The following is a 12,914-nucleotide window of genomic DNA, read 5'->3' as shown; positions in this document are numbered from 1 at the left end:
CAGTAAAACTCGCTACCAACCAGCACCAAAAATGAATGAGGCAACCCACGAACTTTGGCATGTTTTACGGTTGGAGATATTCAAGAATTTGAGCCGACAACGCTCAATTGCCGACTTAGAAAAACGAATGCTCAAAGAGAACTAAGAAGATGAGAACAAAGAACTTTTCTGCGCGTCGCCTAACGCCCTGTTAAGGTGCGAGCAACGCTAAACACCTAACCTAAACCACTGCACCTTAAACACTAAAACCAAATTTAAACTGAGATCGCCAAGCGTTGTGAGTCACTCTTAAATGCTTTGTTAGGCGTCTTGAACTCACTGAGAACTACCATACTTTCCACCATGGCTTACGTTCTAAATTGAACACATTATTGGCGAGTTTGTTTAGCTCTATAGCCTGACTTTCAGACAGATAGAACCAGATACTGGCTTGCCCATTATCCTTTGGATAGAAGTCGAACCCCGGTTGACGTAAATCGCTTAGTATAATATCGATAGTTTTAGCATCTGCCCAATCATCATCTATTTCAGGCTTCATTAGCCTATTAACACCATCAACTGAATATTGAAGCTCTGCATAATGTTCTTCTAGGTTTACACTATCTCGCAGCCCTTCTAAACTCTTAGCTCTGCCTATAATTCGATGGAACTGCTTTACGATTTCAGTATAGGAACCGTCGTCTTCAATCGCCTCTACATCGAAATTCCACGCTTGATCACAAACAAACCGTCCCCATGGTTCTTCTTCAATCTCTATTCCATACACAAAAAGAATTAAATCAAAAGGATTCGATTCATATTCTTCTCTCGAATATGAAAGGAGCAAATCGTTAATGGTCACACCTTTATTCAGCGACAACCCTATGTCTGATAACTTCTCAATTTGTTCTTCGAGTTTCATTAACTAATACTCCGTAGTCCATTTCATAGGCGCCTAACGCCTTGCTAAGGTGTGAGTAACGCAATACAAAAGCTACCGCACAACGCCTTAATCACATAAGCCACCGCAAAGTAAAAATGCCACGCGTTACGAATCACTCTTAAGCAATTTGTTAGTACATGCGCTACTTCTATTTATGCGCTCCAAGATATTGAAAAGTGGCATGATATGAAAGGCTTTGAACACTGAAGTGAGACGGGCAGCTACAAAACTTTACCGCCATTGATAGACGAGAGTTGGCTAGAAGAAAAACGCACTGAACTCCCCTACTTTTACGGATTTCAAATTAGAAAAGGATTCTTTCCTCGCACTTCAACAGGCACACAAAAAGTAATCAAGGTTCTCTCAAAAGTCACCACGAAAATGAAAAAGCGCCAAAGAAATAGGCTAAGAGTTAGAAGCCGTAAACGGTAAAATCAAAGCGAACACTCCGCATATAGTGCCACCGGAAAGAACGTGAAAGGCACAAACTGAAAGGTGTAAAGACGAGCGCCAAAACAGATAAACACCAAAACTTATGACCTTTGATGTCAAACCCGTACTAACGCCGCGTTAAGGGGTGCAGGCACGCAATACAAAAGCTACCGCACAGCGCCGGAATCACTAGACCCAACGCAAACTAAAAATGCCACGCGTGCCAAATCCCTCTTAAACGCTTTGTTAGCGAGCTATTAAATTAAACAAGAAATTCTTTGGGGTCCTTTGACTTCCAGTCCTTTTTCCTCATTACCGTAATAACTATATTTTCTTGATGCTCATCACCATCAACGTGAATTTTATTAACAGCGCAAGGCATATTTATATGCGAAACCGTACACCTAATATTAAAAGTATCATTGTGACTCAACTTCTTAAGCGCCCCTACATGTAATGCTGTTAACCTGTTAAATATAGAGTTAAGCTCAGCAATCATTATCAATGGATTATTACGTGTGTCATTCATTCTATCTTTAACAAAGTGCTTAGATAACTTAAATGACATTTTATGGCGACGTAAAATCTCATTTACTGAACTTTCGAGCTCAGCTATTTGAGCTTGTGAAATCATGTTTACCCCTCCATAAAGCTACGATAAAGCTCTTCAAGCTTCGAGTTCAATTCAGAGTCACTTTTCGCAGAAATTGAGCCAATTAACTCTGATTCACTTATATTTCCTAGCCTCACATCAAAGTTTTCATTATCAAAACTATCAACGAAAATATAAATTTCACTCCCCTCATCAAAGAATGAAGCAAAGTTATCATTAACAGACATATTAAATTTCATCTTATCCTCTTAATAATGTTTATAAATATCATGTCGACTTAGCGCGCTAACGCCCTGTTAAGGTGTGAGCAGCGCAATACCGATGCTTCCGCATACCACCTTAAACGCTAAACACAACGCATAGTAAAAATACCAAGCGTTGCGAATCACTCTTAAACAGTTTGTTATAACACAGTATTACACGTCATCTTCCGATAAAATTTGACGACAATTACGAACTGTTAGTACGCGGATTTCGTGACTTAAACTGTAGATAATACGATAGTTTCCAAAGATGATTTCGCGATAGTTCGTGTGGGGCATTTCAGGAACAAACCGCCCCATTTCAGGCATACTTCCAAGTAGTTCAGTTTTATCAAAAACTTCATTTACCCACCTCTCTGCCGCAAGTGGATTATCTAAAGAAATAAACTCCGCGGTATCACCTAGTTTCTGAAGTGCTAATGGAGACCAGACTACTTTCATTTCTTAATGCGCCCAAGTACTTGAGCACGCGCATCATCATTGGAAACACCGAGACCAGAAGCTAACTGAGCTTCTGCTGTGCGCATTTCTTCCAGTAATTCGATTTTCTCTTGCATTGCTTCATATTCAGCAACATCGAGAACAACAGCAACACCTTTGCCACGTTGCGTAATAACCAATGGACGACGAGTCTCATTGATTTGTTTGATGTATGAAGCTACACCGGCACGAAACTCAGACAAAGGCTGAATATCTTGATCGAAATGAATACGACTCATATTGAACTCCCATTAGTACAAAATAACGTACAAATAATAGTTCAACTAAGCCTTTTGAGCAAGAAGTTGATTCTGTGTTATAACGCCCTGTTAAGGGGTGAGTAACGCAACACCAATGCTACCGAAAACCACCTTAACCACTAAAATTAACGCATAGTAAAAATGCCACGCGTTACGAATCCCTCTTGAATTGTTTGTTAGTACGCTGCCCTTAAAGCCTTTGGCACACACCAAGATATTGAAATATAGCACGAAAATTATGGCTTAAAACGCTGAAGCCAAACAGACAACTACCAAACTTGAACTCAATTTCAAAACCCAAGCTGGCGAGAAGAAAAACTTGCTTAACTGACCTATTTTCACCGTTTTCAAATTAGCAAAGGATACGGACTTCGAAACTGAACGGCAGCGCCAAAGAAACTCAGTGTTTGACAAAAATGTTCCAGCATCAAAGAAATCACACCAAAGAAATAGCCAAAAAGTTAGAAACCGTAAACGGTAAATTCACAGCGAACACTCCGCATATAGTGCCACCGGAAAGATAGTGAAAGGCACAATGTTTCAGGTGTAAAGCAAAGCAGAGAAACCGGTAAACTCTGAAAATTTTAACTTTTGATGCCAACCCCGTACTAACGCCCTGCTAAGGGGTGAGCAACGCAATACCAAAGCCGCCGCATACCGCCTTAATCACTTAAACCAACGCATAGTAAAAATGCCACGCGTTGCGAATCCCTCTTGAGCAGTTTGTTTGCAAACCCAAAGCCTTGATTTTACGTTATTTTAAACTTTGCAAACAATAAAATTTATGTGTTTTGATGCACTTGAGTCAGGCGTGGCCTAAAAGCGGCTAGTCAATGAAACCACATGGAACAAACAACGCCGCAGAAAACGAATTCACAACACCAAAAAGCGCTTTTGGAAAACCAATCTCACAATGCGGACTTTCAACAAAGCTACTGAAACCACATGAGCTTACCACACCAGAGAAAACGCCATTTCAGCGAGTAGATCGGCTTTTGTACCAACAAACTCAACGAGCAGAGTTTCAGCAAAAAAGTTCGACTCAGGTAACCCGAAAAGTCGCCGCAACAAAGAACAAATCAACCGTTGAAACGATGCCAATTTTGAATTTTCACCACGCTAGTTAACACTGAAATTGAACGCCGATACGCCAATTTCAACTTTGATCTTTTACCACTAGATCTTGCGATATAGCTGCGTTTTTCCTCTTGCAAACTAACGCCGCATTAAGGTGTGAGCGGCGCTTGGCTATACTTGAGCGAAGCGAAACTGCCAAGCGTTGCGAATCACTCTTAAATGCTTTGTTATGGCGCAACTCTCAAAGATGGCCACCTAACTAACCACCCTTTCTAATTTACACGATTTTCAAATATTGCTCGTGACCTTTTCGGATTATGCGTGATGCAGTAGCCAAATAAAGATTCGAACCCAAATGCTGATACAACTTCATATTGATTCACACCTGTTTGACGAACGCCAACGGCAGTTTCTTTTTCAGGCCAGTAGCTCATAGCATCCACTGAACTTTGATAAGGTTCATCACCATTACGTTCATGCATTTGAGCTTGATTTCGAACTTGCCAATTAAGCTCAGGCATACAACCTTTCAAGTACTCTTCATAACCCAGATAGGCATTAGGATTCGATTCATTAAGATCAAAGTAAATCACATCAACGTCATTCAAAGCAGTCGTAGATTCAAACCCATGTAACGAGTCCCAAACTAAATTTCGCACGAAACCCGCTGCTATATAACACTGAGGTAGGTTCAGCAGAGACACATGATTTAGTGCCTCAGTCCGTATTGGGTCACGTTTTATTAATTCTACGATTTCGTCCATTTTCGCCCTGCGCCATAACGCCCAATTAAGGTGTGAGGCACGCAATACGATGCTCCCGCATACCACCTTAATCACTAAAACCAACGCATAGTAAAATGCCACGCGTGCCGAATCACTCTTAAATTGTTTGTTAGTTGCCCATCTCAAAGCCTAGTGCTAACATTTGTACACACACCAACAAAGGAATACATCATGGACACTAGAATTCAATTTCGTGTTGATGAAGAAACAAAACGCTTAGCTCAACAAATGGCTGAGAGCCAAGGTCGAACTCTAAGTGATGCTTGCCGTGAACTTACTGAGCAACTCGCTGAACAACAAAGAAAAACATTATCTCACGATGCATGGCTAACTGAACAAGTAAACCTAGCATTTGAGAAGTTTGACTCAGGAAAATCTGTTTTCGTTGAGCACCAAACGGCTAAGTCTCGAATGGAAGAGCGCAAAGCCAGAATCCGTAATCGAGGTAAGCAATGATTTTATGGGAAGAAGAGTCACTTAATGATCGTGAAAAGATCTTCGAGTTTCTCTATGACTTCAACCCTGATGCGGCAGAAAAAACTGACAACCTCATTGAAGCAAAAGTAGAAAACTTGCTTGAACAACCTTTAATGGGTGTACAACGAGATGGCATCCGCGGACGATTGCTCATTATTCCTGAGATTTCGATGATTGTATCTTACTGGGTTGAGGGCGATATCATCCGAGTTATGCGTGTACTACACCAGAAACAAAAATTCCCTACGGATTGATTGCTTCCTCTGGGGAACTAACGCCGCATTAAGGTGTGAGCAACGCGACCACGAAACTCAACCATACCACCGTAAACACAAAACCCAACGATGGAATGAAAAATGCCAAGCGTTGGGAATCACTCTTAAATGCTTTGTTATGTATCTGTTTCTGGGGACTTTTTAGACTCATTAACCCAATAAAGCACAAAGCATGCTGGAAGTATCGCTTGCACAATAATATTAAGCAAAGTGCTAGAACTTACCATAATCAGTGCAAATGAGATTAACATCGAGGTAAAAACTAACCAAAACACCACTTTTACTGACGGCTTTCTAGTATAACTGATCATGTAACCTGCAACAGCAACCAAAAGGACTGCAATTTGAGAACCAAAAGATATATACGCGATTGGGTCTTTAACTCTAAGCTTATTAAATGAAACAAAGCTATCATTAATCTTTGTTAGTTCAGGTAGAATCTCATTTAGCTTTGCAATACTTCCTATCCAGTCATGGGCTTGCTGTCTAATTAAGCCGTCGGAGTCCGTAGCTATAACATATGAAGGCAGTTCATAGGCTATACTCCCTAGCACGATGGGAGACTCATAGAGTTCATTTATTTCTCTTCGCAACGAAAAATAGTCAACTAATTTAGTCTGTAATTGAATTGCACCTTGAGCATTTTGCAAACTAGACAATTCTAACTCAACCATATTTAACATAGATAATATATGGTCATCATAATATTTCTTAAACACTAAACGGCCTAATTCTTCAACGATCGTTGTTTTACTATCTAGCCTTGAGTGGCGAGATTTTTTAACACTCGATGACAGGAGGGTACGTTCAAAAAGATCATCATATTCACCAGTACTTTTAAAATATGCGACCATTTCATCGTAATCACTATGGATTTTGGCTGCTTTGATCGTAATTTCAAAGTGCTTACTTTCCCAATACCCTTTATCTTCTTCACTAAGATACTCTAGAAGTGCTTGATATTGTTGATCAAGCTTTTCTAAGTAATCGTCTTGTTCATCCGCTTGAACCGGAAATGAGAAACAAAACATGACACAAAATAATCTGAATAACTTCATATAAAACTTGATTTTAACTCCCTGATACATAACGCCCTGTTAAGGGGTGAGCAACGCAATACCGAAGCCGCCGCATACCACCCTAAACACATAAACCAACGCATAGTGAAAATGCCACGCGTTGTGAATCCCTCTTGAACAGTTTGTTATATGCAATTTTCTGGTGCTTACTAAATCGGCTTAACCCTTAACTTAAATGATTCGATTTGCTCGACTTGCGATGGCACAAACCCACATTTGATTTCAAGATAAGAGGTTTCTTTTGGCTGCATAATGAAGATTTCATTTTCACCGATACAATTACCAATAAAATTACCGTTCACATCGAACGCAGATGCTAAAACCTCACGAGAATATAACGCTTCTTCCGTAAGGTTTTCCTGTACGACAGCCAAACGCACATCGTCCCCATCTTTGAAGACATTTTCCAATGTTAAACCATAGGCAGTTTTGAAATCTGCCAAATACTCAATTGCTTTATCATCGATTTCTTTGTCTTCAAGAATATTTCCGAGCGACGGTTCAACGAACTTTGTATAAACCAACCCACTCAGAATGAGCGCAACTGAGAAGCCAATTCCCCAGGAAAAACCAGTTAAGATGTTATTAAATCCTTTCATAAACATTCCAATCCATTGCATATAACGCCCTGTTAAGGGGTGAGCAACGCAATACCAAAGCCGCCGCATACCACCTTAAACACTAAAACCAACGCACAGTGAAAATGCCACGCGTTGCGAATCCCTCTTGAACAGTTTGTTATGTGCGTGCTAATTGAGGTACTTTTGCCAATGTTGCTGCCCTGTCAAAACTACTCTGTAATCTTCGTAGTCCAATGAGCTGTAGAGCTTTTTAGCTGCAACATTATCATCACCGACCTCTAGTGTGATTTTGAGGTAATCATTATCACGACAATACTGTTCGATACCATTCAGTTGCGCTTTACCCACACCTTTACCACGAAAGTTGTCCGACACCATAAAATCATGGACATTCATCACTCTTTGCGCACGATAAGTTGAGAACGATTCAAAGCAAACCGCAAAACCGGCAGGCTTATTGTCGACAAAACTGATAAATCCGTGGAAATAAGGCAGCGCAAACAGCTGAGCAATAACAGAGGGATCTAGTTCAACCGAGAAGCCCGGTAGGTACTCTCTGAACAAAGTCTCGTATATAACTTTATCCTCAACACTTTCTGTTTCGATACGTCTGATTGTGATTTCCATATTCATTTCCACCAAAGCACATAACGCCAAATTAAGGTGTGAACAACGCTAACCACTCTACCTAAAGAATTGTGCCATAAACACTAAATTCACTTAAAGTGATAGCGCCAAGCGTTGTGAATCACTCTTAAATTTCTTGTTATATGCGTGGTGACATTGGCGCGAAAGGTATTTCGCATACTTTCAAGTAAGGCTCCTCTCCAAAAGGAGACTCTGCTAATTCAATTTCTCCGTGCGATGTATAAACGTCAAACAGGGCATTAATTTCCACCAAATCACCTTCAAGCTCAATGACTCTATCATTTGCGCTACTACACCCTCCACGCTGTCCAAGTTTGAAGGCTAGATACATTTCGTGTATCGACTTAACTACAAGCGCGCAATGAGTCTGCTCATGTCGATAGAGCTTCTCAAGATATGGGCGAAACTCCTCAGCTGATTCAGCTGAAGTCCTAGACATTTCAAACTTCGGAAGTGCATAGGTAACTTCAAGATCAAATTCATGAATTTCGCAAGAATCATCATGCGTATGGAAGTCATATTTCCACGCGGTGTACCCGTCAAAGCCCTCATTTACTAGAAAGTCAGGTCTAGAGTTAAAAGAGTGTTCAATTTCCTCAACACTATTGCCGCTAATCTCATACACTTCAAACTTTTTCTGGAAGGGAAAGTCTAACCTAACGTCAGCATTAGCCTGATTGGAGGCCATTAAGCAAGCTATTGAAAGTGCGATTTTTTTCATCATTTTCCTTGAAGCATATAACGCCCTGTTAAGGTGTGAGCAACGCAATACCGAAGCTCCCGCATACCACCTTAAACACAAAACGCAACGCATAGTAAAAATGCCACGCGTTGCGAATCACTCTTAAACAGTTTGTTAGGTTACGTCCAATTTGAGTTGGACATCAAGAAAATCAATTAAATTATCCTCATATTTAGTAGAAGACAGACCTACAAACTGATAAGTCATCATTGCTGAAAAAATAACTTGAGCTGTCATTGTAATAGCGCTGAAGCTTAAACCACTATCTAAAGATTTATATAAAGATTTAGTGCCATGAACTAGATCTGAACGAATGGAATATAGTTTTGATGCGTTCGATTTGGAGTTATTTTCGTTAGGGTGGAAAACTAAATTTAAGTTTGAAACCCTATCTGAAAACTTGCTGCTAAGAGTTGCACTCCCTTTTTCCGAAGACATTGTTACCAATCTTTCCATGGAAGTTACAAGCTTAACTAACTGGGAGTGCTCATTAGTGTCATAACTTGCATCACAAAACCATAGAATTGAATCAATTAAACGATCTACTAAACGGTCATCCATGGTTGGCATACATGCCGCCATAATTAGTTCTTTGACCCTATCTCCCAAAGGAGAATCAAGATTATCTTCGAATGAGCCCCAAAAACCCTCCAACGACTTGCTAAACTGAAATTCTGAACAGGCTTTAAGACCACCTGAATCAAATAAGCCTTTGAATTTATAGTTTAAGTCACTTCCATGAAACTCAGTTGATATTTTATAATCATACAATCCCATTGATATAAAATGGAGATGAATTATGCCAACGACTAGGTTTAATACATTTTTAGATTTAAACTCAATCAGGTCATTATATGTTTGGGGGATATTAATAGAAATATAAGCGTTATATAGAAACTTTGAATCCTCACTTACCTTTATAAATTCATCGGTTTGCTGCCTACTTCCAGGGTAAATATTAAACAACTCTTCTTTTGGTATAACCTTGGCAGCACCTAAGTCTATTACCCTATCAATATTGTTAGCTATTATTGGAAAAATATAAGTAACGTCACCGCCTTTCTTTCTACATTTTTTCAATGCACGATTTAGTATCTTTGTATAACCATTTCGGTCAAATGGCTTCCTCTCATATACATGCCGATAGATGGATTCACGCAAGAGAATGTTAAACTCATTACTTTTAACATAGTAACCTAAACCTTGAGACTTGATGACACGTTCCGATATATCAAAAAGCTTTTCATTAGCTTTGTTTGAGATGAACAGTTGAAACTTAGATTTATCCAACAAATCTTTGGGAGGACCAACAGTAGCACTCATTCGATCGAATGGATTATCAAAGTCATTCGAAAAATCATCATATGATTCAGCGAGTAATTTTTTTAAACGAACAATTTCTTCAATTACAAACTCAAAGTCTTCAATATCTTTGTTTGACGCTGAAGCCATGTGTACTCCTAGTAACCTAACGCCGCATTAAGGTGTGAGCGGCGCTTGGCTATACTTGAGCGAAGCGAAACTGCCAAGCGTTGCGAATCACTCTTAAATGCTTTGTTATGGCGCAACTCTCAAAGATGGCCACCTAACTAACCACCCTTTCTAATTTACACGATTTTCAAATATTGCTCGTGACCTTTTCGGATTATGCGTGATGCAGTAGCCAAATAAAGATTCGAACCCAAATGCTGATACAACTTCATATTGATTCACACCTGTTTGACGAACGCCAACGGCAGTTTCTTTTTCAGGCCAGTAGCTCATAGCATCCACTGAACTTTGATAAGGTTCATCACCATTACGTTCATGCATTTGAGCTTGATTTCGAACTTGCCAATTAAGCTCAGGCATACAACCTTTCAAGTACTCTTCATAACCCAGATAGGCATTAGGATTCGATTCATTAAGATCAAAGTAAATCACATCAACGTCATTCAAAGCAGTCGTAGATTCAAACCCATGTAACGAGTCCCAAACTAAATTTCGCACGAAACCCGCTGCTATATAACACTGAGGTAGGTTCAGCAGAGACACATGATTTAGTGCCTCAGTCCGTATTGGGTCACGTTTTATTAATTCTACGATTGCGTCCATTTTCGCCCTGCGCCATAACGCCGCGTTAAGTGGTGAGCAACGCTACCACTGCACTTAAAGCATTGTACCGTAAACACTAAATTTGAAGTAGAAGCAAAAATGCCAAGCGTTGGGAATCCGCCTTAAACGCCTTGTTAGGCACCATTTCGCAAGTCATCCCTTAACGCACTAATAATTTTCCTCGCGTCCGAGTCTACTTTGCCAAAAAGCTCATCTGCCTTTGGAGAACCCGTTTCACAATCATGTAATTCGGCACGATCAAACATGTGACTGTCAATCAGCTTTTGCAGTTCAGTGTCTTCAACAAGTAATAGTGTTTGTGATAGAGACCCTAAATCCTCAAACGGACTGTTGTCTTCATTTTTAAAACCCATATTAGCTAAATCTTTTACAGCTGCTGAATAGGCAACTAGCTTTTTATCTCTTTTTTTACTATGAACGGTTGAAGCACAAAGATATCGATGAGTTTTACCAGTAACCCACCAACTCCAAATGCACCAACTAACTGAGTAAAACTATCCATGAAAACTCCTAAGTGCCTAACGCCCTGTTAAGGTGTGAGCAACGCAACACCGAAGCTCCCGCATATCACCTTAAACACTAAAAGCAACGCATAGTGAAAATGCCACGCGTTGCGAATCACTCTTAAACAGTTTGTTAACTGGCGGACTTATCCCATATTGGCTCGTAATGCTTGTGCAATAAAGCGTCCAGAAAAATTTTTAAACGTATGATTAAGTCGACATCGACTTGCTCGGCTAGTTGACGCTGAGCATGCATAACTTCAGTACATCGAACCTTATAAATTCGGTCAAAGTCTTCTAATATAAGGTCATTGAAACCAAAATCTGCCAGTATAGCTTTGAGCTGCTTTTTTTCATTGTTTAATCTTTTTTGCTTCAAGACCTTAACAGTGCAAAAGTACTCAAACGCTCTGTAAAAACTAGCGAATGACTCAACTGTAAATTTAATATTGAAAAAATTATTATGTAGAGAGTATATACCTTTTATGTACTCGCTTATAAATACATCATCTTTTTCGCTTGCTAGTGCCAACATTATTTTCAATGAGCGCCACACCAATTCAGAGGATATATCCATTTTCTCCTCGTCGTACAAATAGTCAGTTCCTTTATGTAACATCAAGTAGTTCTGTAGCTCATCTGGCTTTTGTGAATAAAAGTATGGTACGGGAGAAACCATTTGGAAATCCCAAGAAAAATGCCCCATCGTCGCTACATTTAAAGCTACAAGATAAAAGGAAATTATTGAATGAGAACGAGCGACAAAAGCTTCTTTCTCCTCTCCTTCAAGACTCTTGATACTTAAGGTGAACGCGTCTTCTGTAACTTGAGAGATTTGAAATGAATAACGATCCTGAGAAAACAGTTCAAATGCACTGTCGGTAAGTACATGATGGTGACTTTTTATTCTTGTATTCAGATACATCACAACTCCAAATTAATTTACCGCGAGCCAGTTAACGCCCTGTTAAGGGGTGAGCAACGCAATACCGAAGCCGCTGCATACCACCTTAATCACTTAAACCAACGCACAGTAAAAATGCCACGCGTTGCGAATCCCTCTTGAACAGTTTGTTATGTAACATTTTTCACTAACTTGGACGGGAAACAACATGGCTTACACCTAAACTCAGAATTATTGATACTTTTGATTGATTCGAGATTTAGACAATATTCTATAACTTTGTTAGCCTCAGCTAACTCCTGTGGGCTCAGGCTACTTAGAAGAAACCGAGCATTTTCATAATACAAGCGTCTAGCTAGCAAAGGAGCCAGCTGTTCAAAATCAGGCCCTTGGTGTTCTAGCAAAACGAATTTATCAAAGTGTATGATGTCTCCACGCATAGCTACCGAGCTTGGTGATTGACCTGATTTTATCCCTACCCAATTAACCTTACGCTGAATACCATATTGAGTAGGCTCGCTACCAGTTCCACCGACACCAATCACTGCATCATATTCGTATTCTCGTACTTTACCCATGCAGTCATTCACGCCAAAATCACCATCTAAGTTAGGATCACCTGTGTGAGTTCTTTTATAAACTAAAATCCTATTCAGCATACTCAACTCTATCCATGTTACATAACGCCCTGTTAAGGGGTGAGCAACGCAATGCAAAAGCCGCCGCATACCACCTTAATCACTTAAACCAACGCATAG

Annotated in this window: 17 protein-coding genes; 2 read left to right on the top strand and 15 right to left on the bottom strand. The window is 39.9% G+C overall.

What is annotated here, in order from left to right:
* Positions 1-325 precede the first annotated feature (325 nt).
* From R7Q46_RS24115 to R7Q46_RS24090, 6 genes are all read right to left on the bottom strand, one after another.
* A complete protein-coding gene (locus R7Q46_RS24115) occupies positions 326-901 on the bottom strand; it encodes a hypothetical protein (RefSeq protein WP_258474928.1) in 576 nt (191 codons plus the stop codon).
* A gap of 715 nt (positions 902-1,616) precedes the next feature.
* Positions 1,617-1,988 carry a hypothetical protein gene (locus R7Q46_RS24110; RefSeq protein ID WP_213872229.1) on the bottom strand — a complete coding sequence of 124 codons (372 nt, stop codon included), beginning with the start codon at positions 1,986-1,988 and terminating at the stop codon, positions 1,617-1,619.
* Between the two features lie 2 nt (positions 1,989-1,990).
* Positions 1,991-2,206 (bottom strand): hypothetical protein, encoded by a 216-nt coding sequence (locus tag R7Q46_RS24105; RefSeq protein WP_025611452.1) that lies wholly within the window; start codon positions 2,204-2,206, stop codon positions 1,991-1,993.
* Between the two features lie 177 nt (positions 2,207-2,383).
* Positions 2,384-2,671 carry a type II toxin-antitoxin system RelE/ParE family toxin gene (locus tag R7Q46_RS24100; RefSeq protein ID WP_213872230.1) on the bottom strand — a complete coding sequence of 96 codons (288 nt, stop codon included), beginning with the start codon at positions 2,669-2,671 and terminating at the stop codon, positions 2,384-2,386.
* Positions 2,668-2,949 (bottom strand): type II toxin-antitoxin system Phd/YefM family antitoxin, encoded by a 282-nt coding sequence (locus tag R7Q46_RS24095; RefSeq protein ID WP_000086647.1) that lies wholly within the window; start codon positions 2,947-2,949, stop codon positions 2,668-2,670. The genes R7Q46_RS24100 and R7Q46_RS24095 overlap by 4 nt, the downstream gene beginning before the upstream one ends.
* A 1,370-nt stretch (positions 2,950-4,319) precedes the next feature.
* A complete protein-coding gene (locus tag R7Q46_RS24090; protein ID WP_213872231.1) occupies positions 4,320-4,811 on the bottom strand; it encodes a nucleotidyltransferase family protein in 492 nt (163 codons plus the stop codon).
* A gap of 192 nt (positions 4,812-5,003) precedes the next feature.
* On the opposite strand from R7Q46_RS24090, the gene R7Q46_RS24085 reads away from it, so the two are divergent.
* Together R7Q46_RS24085 and R7Q46_RS24080 are read left to right on the top strand one after the other, a co-directional pair.
* Positions 5,004-5,288, top strand: coding sequence for a type II toxin-antitoxin system RelB/DinJ family antitoxin (locus R7Q46_RS24085; RefSeq protein ID WP_005398409.1), 285 nt, complete (start codon positions 5,004-5,006; stop codon positions 5,286-5,288).
* Complete coding sequence (locus R7Q46_RS24080) at positions 5,285-5,563, top strand: type II toxin-antitoxin system mRNA interferase toxin, RelE/StbE family (RefSeq protein ID WP_005398411.1); 279 nt, start codon at positions 5,285-5,287, stop codon at positions 5,561-5,563. The genes R7Q46_RS24085 and R7Q46_RS24080 overlap by 4 nt, the downstream gene beginning before the upstream one ends.
* Positions 5,564-5,700: 137 nt before the next feature.
* Here R7Q46_RS24080 and R7Q46_RS24075 read toward each other — a convergent pair whose 3' ends face one another.
* The 9 genes from R7Q46_RS24075 to R7Q46_RS24035 all read right to left on the bottom strand — a co-directional run bounded on the left by R7Q46_RS24075 (position 5,701) and on the right by R7Q46_RS24035 (position 12,815).
* A complete protein-coding gene (locus R7Q46_RS24075) occupies positions 5,701-6,672 on the bottom strand; it encodes a hypothetical protein (RefSeq protein ID WP_318077834.1) in 972 nt (323 codons plus the stop codon).
* A gap of 140 nt (positions 6,673-6,812) precedes the next feature.
* Positions 6,813-7,262, bottom strand: a complete 450-nt coding sequence (locus R7Q46_RS24070) for a metal ABC transporter ATPase (protein WP_213899035.1) — start codon at positions 7,260-7,262, stop codon at positions 6,813-6,815.
* A 150-nt stretch (positions 7,263-7,412) separates the two neighbouring features.
* Positions 7,413-7,871, bottom strand: coding sequence for a GNAT family N-acetyltransferase (locus R7Q46_RS24065; protein WP_318077833.1), 459 nt, complete (start codon positions 7,869-7,871; stop codon positions 7,413-7,415).
* Between the two features lie 139 nt (positions 7,872-8,010).
* A complete protein-coding gene (locus tag R7Q46_RS24060; RefSeq protein WP_404765203.1) occupies positions 8,011-8,706 on the bottom strand; it encodes a DUF922 domain-containing protein in 696 nt (231 codons plus the stop codon).
* Positions 8,707-8,748: 42 nt separating this feature from the next.
* Complete coding sequence (locus R7Q46_RS24055; protein WP_318077832.1) at positions 8,749-10,086, bottom strand: HEPN domain-containing protein; 1,338 nt, start codon at positions 10,084-10,086, stop codon at positions 8,749-8,751.
* Positions 10,087-10,236: 150 nt separating this feature from the next.
* Complete coding sequence (locus tag R7Q46_RS24050) at positions 10,237-10,728, bottom strand: nucleotidyltransferase family protein (protein ID WP_318077831.1); 492 nt, start codon at positions 10,726-10,728, stop codon at positions 10,237-10,239.
* 134 nt (positions 10,729-10,862) lie between these two features.
* A complete protein-coding gene (locus R7Q46_RS24045; RefSeq protein ID WP_269667100.1) occupies positions 10,863-11,102 on the bottom strand; it encodes a hypothetical protein in 240 nt (79 codons plus the stop codon).
* A 283-nt stretch (positions 11,103-11,385) separates the two neighbouring features.
* Entirely contained in the window at positions 11,386-12,177 is a 792-nt protein-coding gene (locus tag R7Q46_RS24040; RefSeq protein ID WP_238952635.1) for a hypothetical protein, read from the bottom strand.
* 149 nt (positions 12,178-12,326) lie between these two features.
* A complete protein-coding gene (locus R7Q46_RS24035; protein WP_042524323.1) occupies positions 12,327-12,815 on the bottom strand; it encodes a hypothetical protein in 489 nt (162 codons plus the stop codon).
* Between the last annotated feature and the right edge of the window lie 99 nt (positions 12,816-12,914).

Source organism: Vibrio sp. 811 (assembly GCF_033339195.1).
The sequence above is the reverse complement of the archived record's forward strand: the minus strand, read 5'-3'. Positions and strand labels throughout refer to the sequence as shown.

Coding starts and splice junctions, on each gene's coding strand:
- R7Q46_RS24115 (WP_258474928.1), bottom strand. CDS start 901: ATGAAACTCGAAGAACAAATTGAGAAGTTATCAGACATAGGGTTGTCG.
- R7Q46_RS24110 (WP_213872229.1), bottom strand. CDS start 1,988: ATGATTTCACAAGCTCAAATAGCTGAGCTCGAAAGTTCAGTAAATGAG.
- R7Q46_RS24105 (WP_025611452.1), bottom strand. CDS start 2,206: ATGAAATTTAATATGTCTGTTAATGATAACTTTGCTTCATTCTTTGAT.
- R7Q46_RS24100 (WP_213872230.1), bottom strand. CDS start 2,671: ATGAAAGTAGTCTGGTCTCCATTAGCACTTCAGAAACTAGGTGATACC.
- R7Q46_RS24095 (WP_000086647.1), bottom strand. CDS start 2,949: ATGAGTCGTATTCATTTCGATCAAGATATTCAGCCTTTGTCTGAGTTT.
- R7Q46_RS24090 (WP_213872231.1), bottom strand. CDS start 4,811: ATGGACGAAATCGTAGAATTAATAAAACGTGACCCAATACGGACTGAG.
- R7Q46_RS24085 (WP_005398409.1), top strand. CDS start 5,004: ATGGACACTAGAATTCAATTTCGTGTTGATGAAGAAACAAAACGCTTA.
- R7Q46_RS24080 (WP_005398411.1), top strand. CDS start 5,285: ATGATTTTATGGGAAGAAGAGTCACTTAATGATCGTGAAAAGATCTTC.
- R7Q46_RS24075 (WP_318077834.1), bottom strand. CDS start 6,672: ATGTATCAGGGAGTTAAAATCAAGTTTTATATGAAGTTATTCAGATTA.
- R7Q46_RS24070 (WP_213899035.1), bottom strand. CDS start 7,262: ATGAAAGGATTTAATAACATCTTAACTGGTTTTTCCTGGGGAATTGGC.
- R7Q46_RS24065 (WP_318077833.1), bottom strand. CDS start 7,871: ATGGAAATCACAATCAGACGTATCGAAACAGAAAGTGTTGAGGATAAA.
- R7Q46_RS24060 (WP_404765203.1), bottom strand. CDS start 8,706: ATGCGTTGCGTTTTGTGTTTAAGGTGGTATGCGGGAGCTTCGGTATTG.
- R7Q46_RS24055 (WP_318077832.1), bottom strand. CDS start 10,086: ATGGCTTCAGCGTCAAACAAAGATATTGAAGACTTTGAGTTTGTAATT.
- R7Q46_RS24050 (WP_318077831.1), bottom strand. CDS start 10,728: ATGGACGCAATCGTAGAATTAATAAAACGTGACCCAATACGGACTGAG.
- R7Q46_RS24045 (WP_269667100.1), bottom strand. CDS start 11,102: ATGGGTTTTAAAAATGAAGACAACAGTCCGTTTGAGGATTTAGGGTCT.
- R7Q46_RS24040 (WP_238952635.1), bottom strand. CDS start 12,177: ATGTATCTGAATACAAGAATAAAAAGTCACCATCATGTACTTACCGAC.
- R7Q46_RS24035 (WP_042524323.1), bottom strand. CDS start 12,815: ATGCTGAATAGGATTTTAGTTTATAAAAGAACTCACACAGGTGATCCT.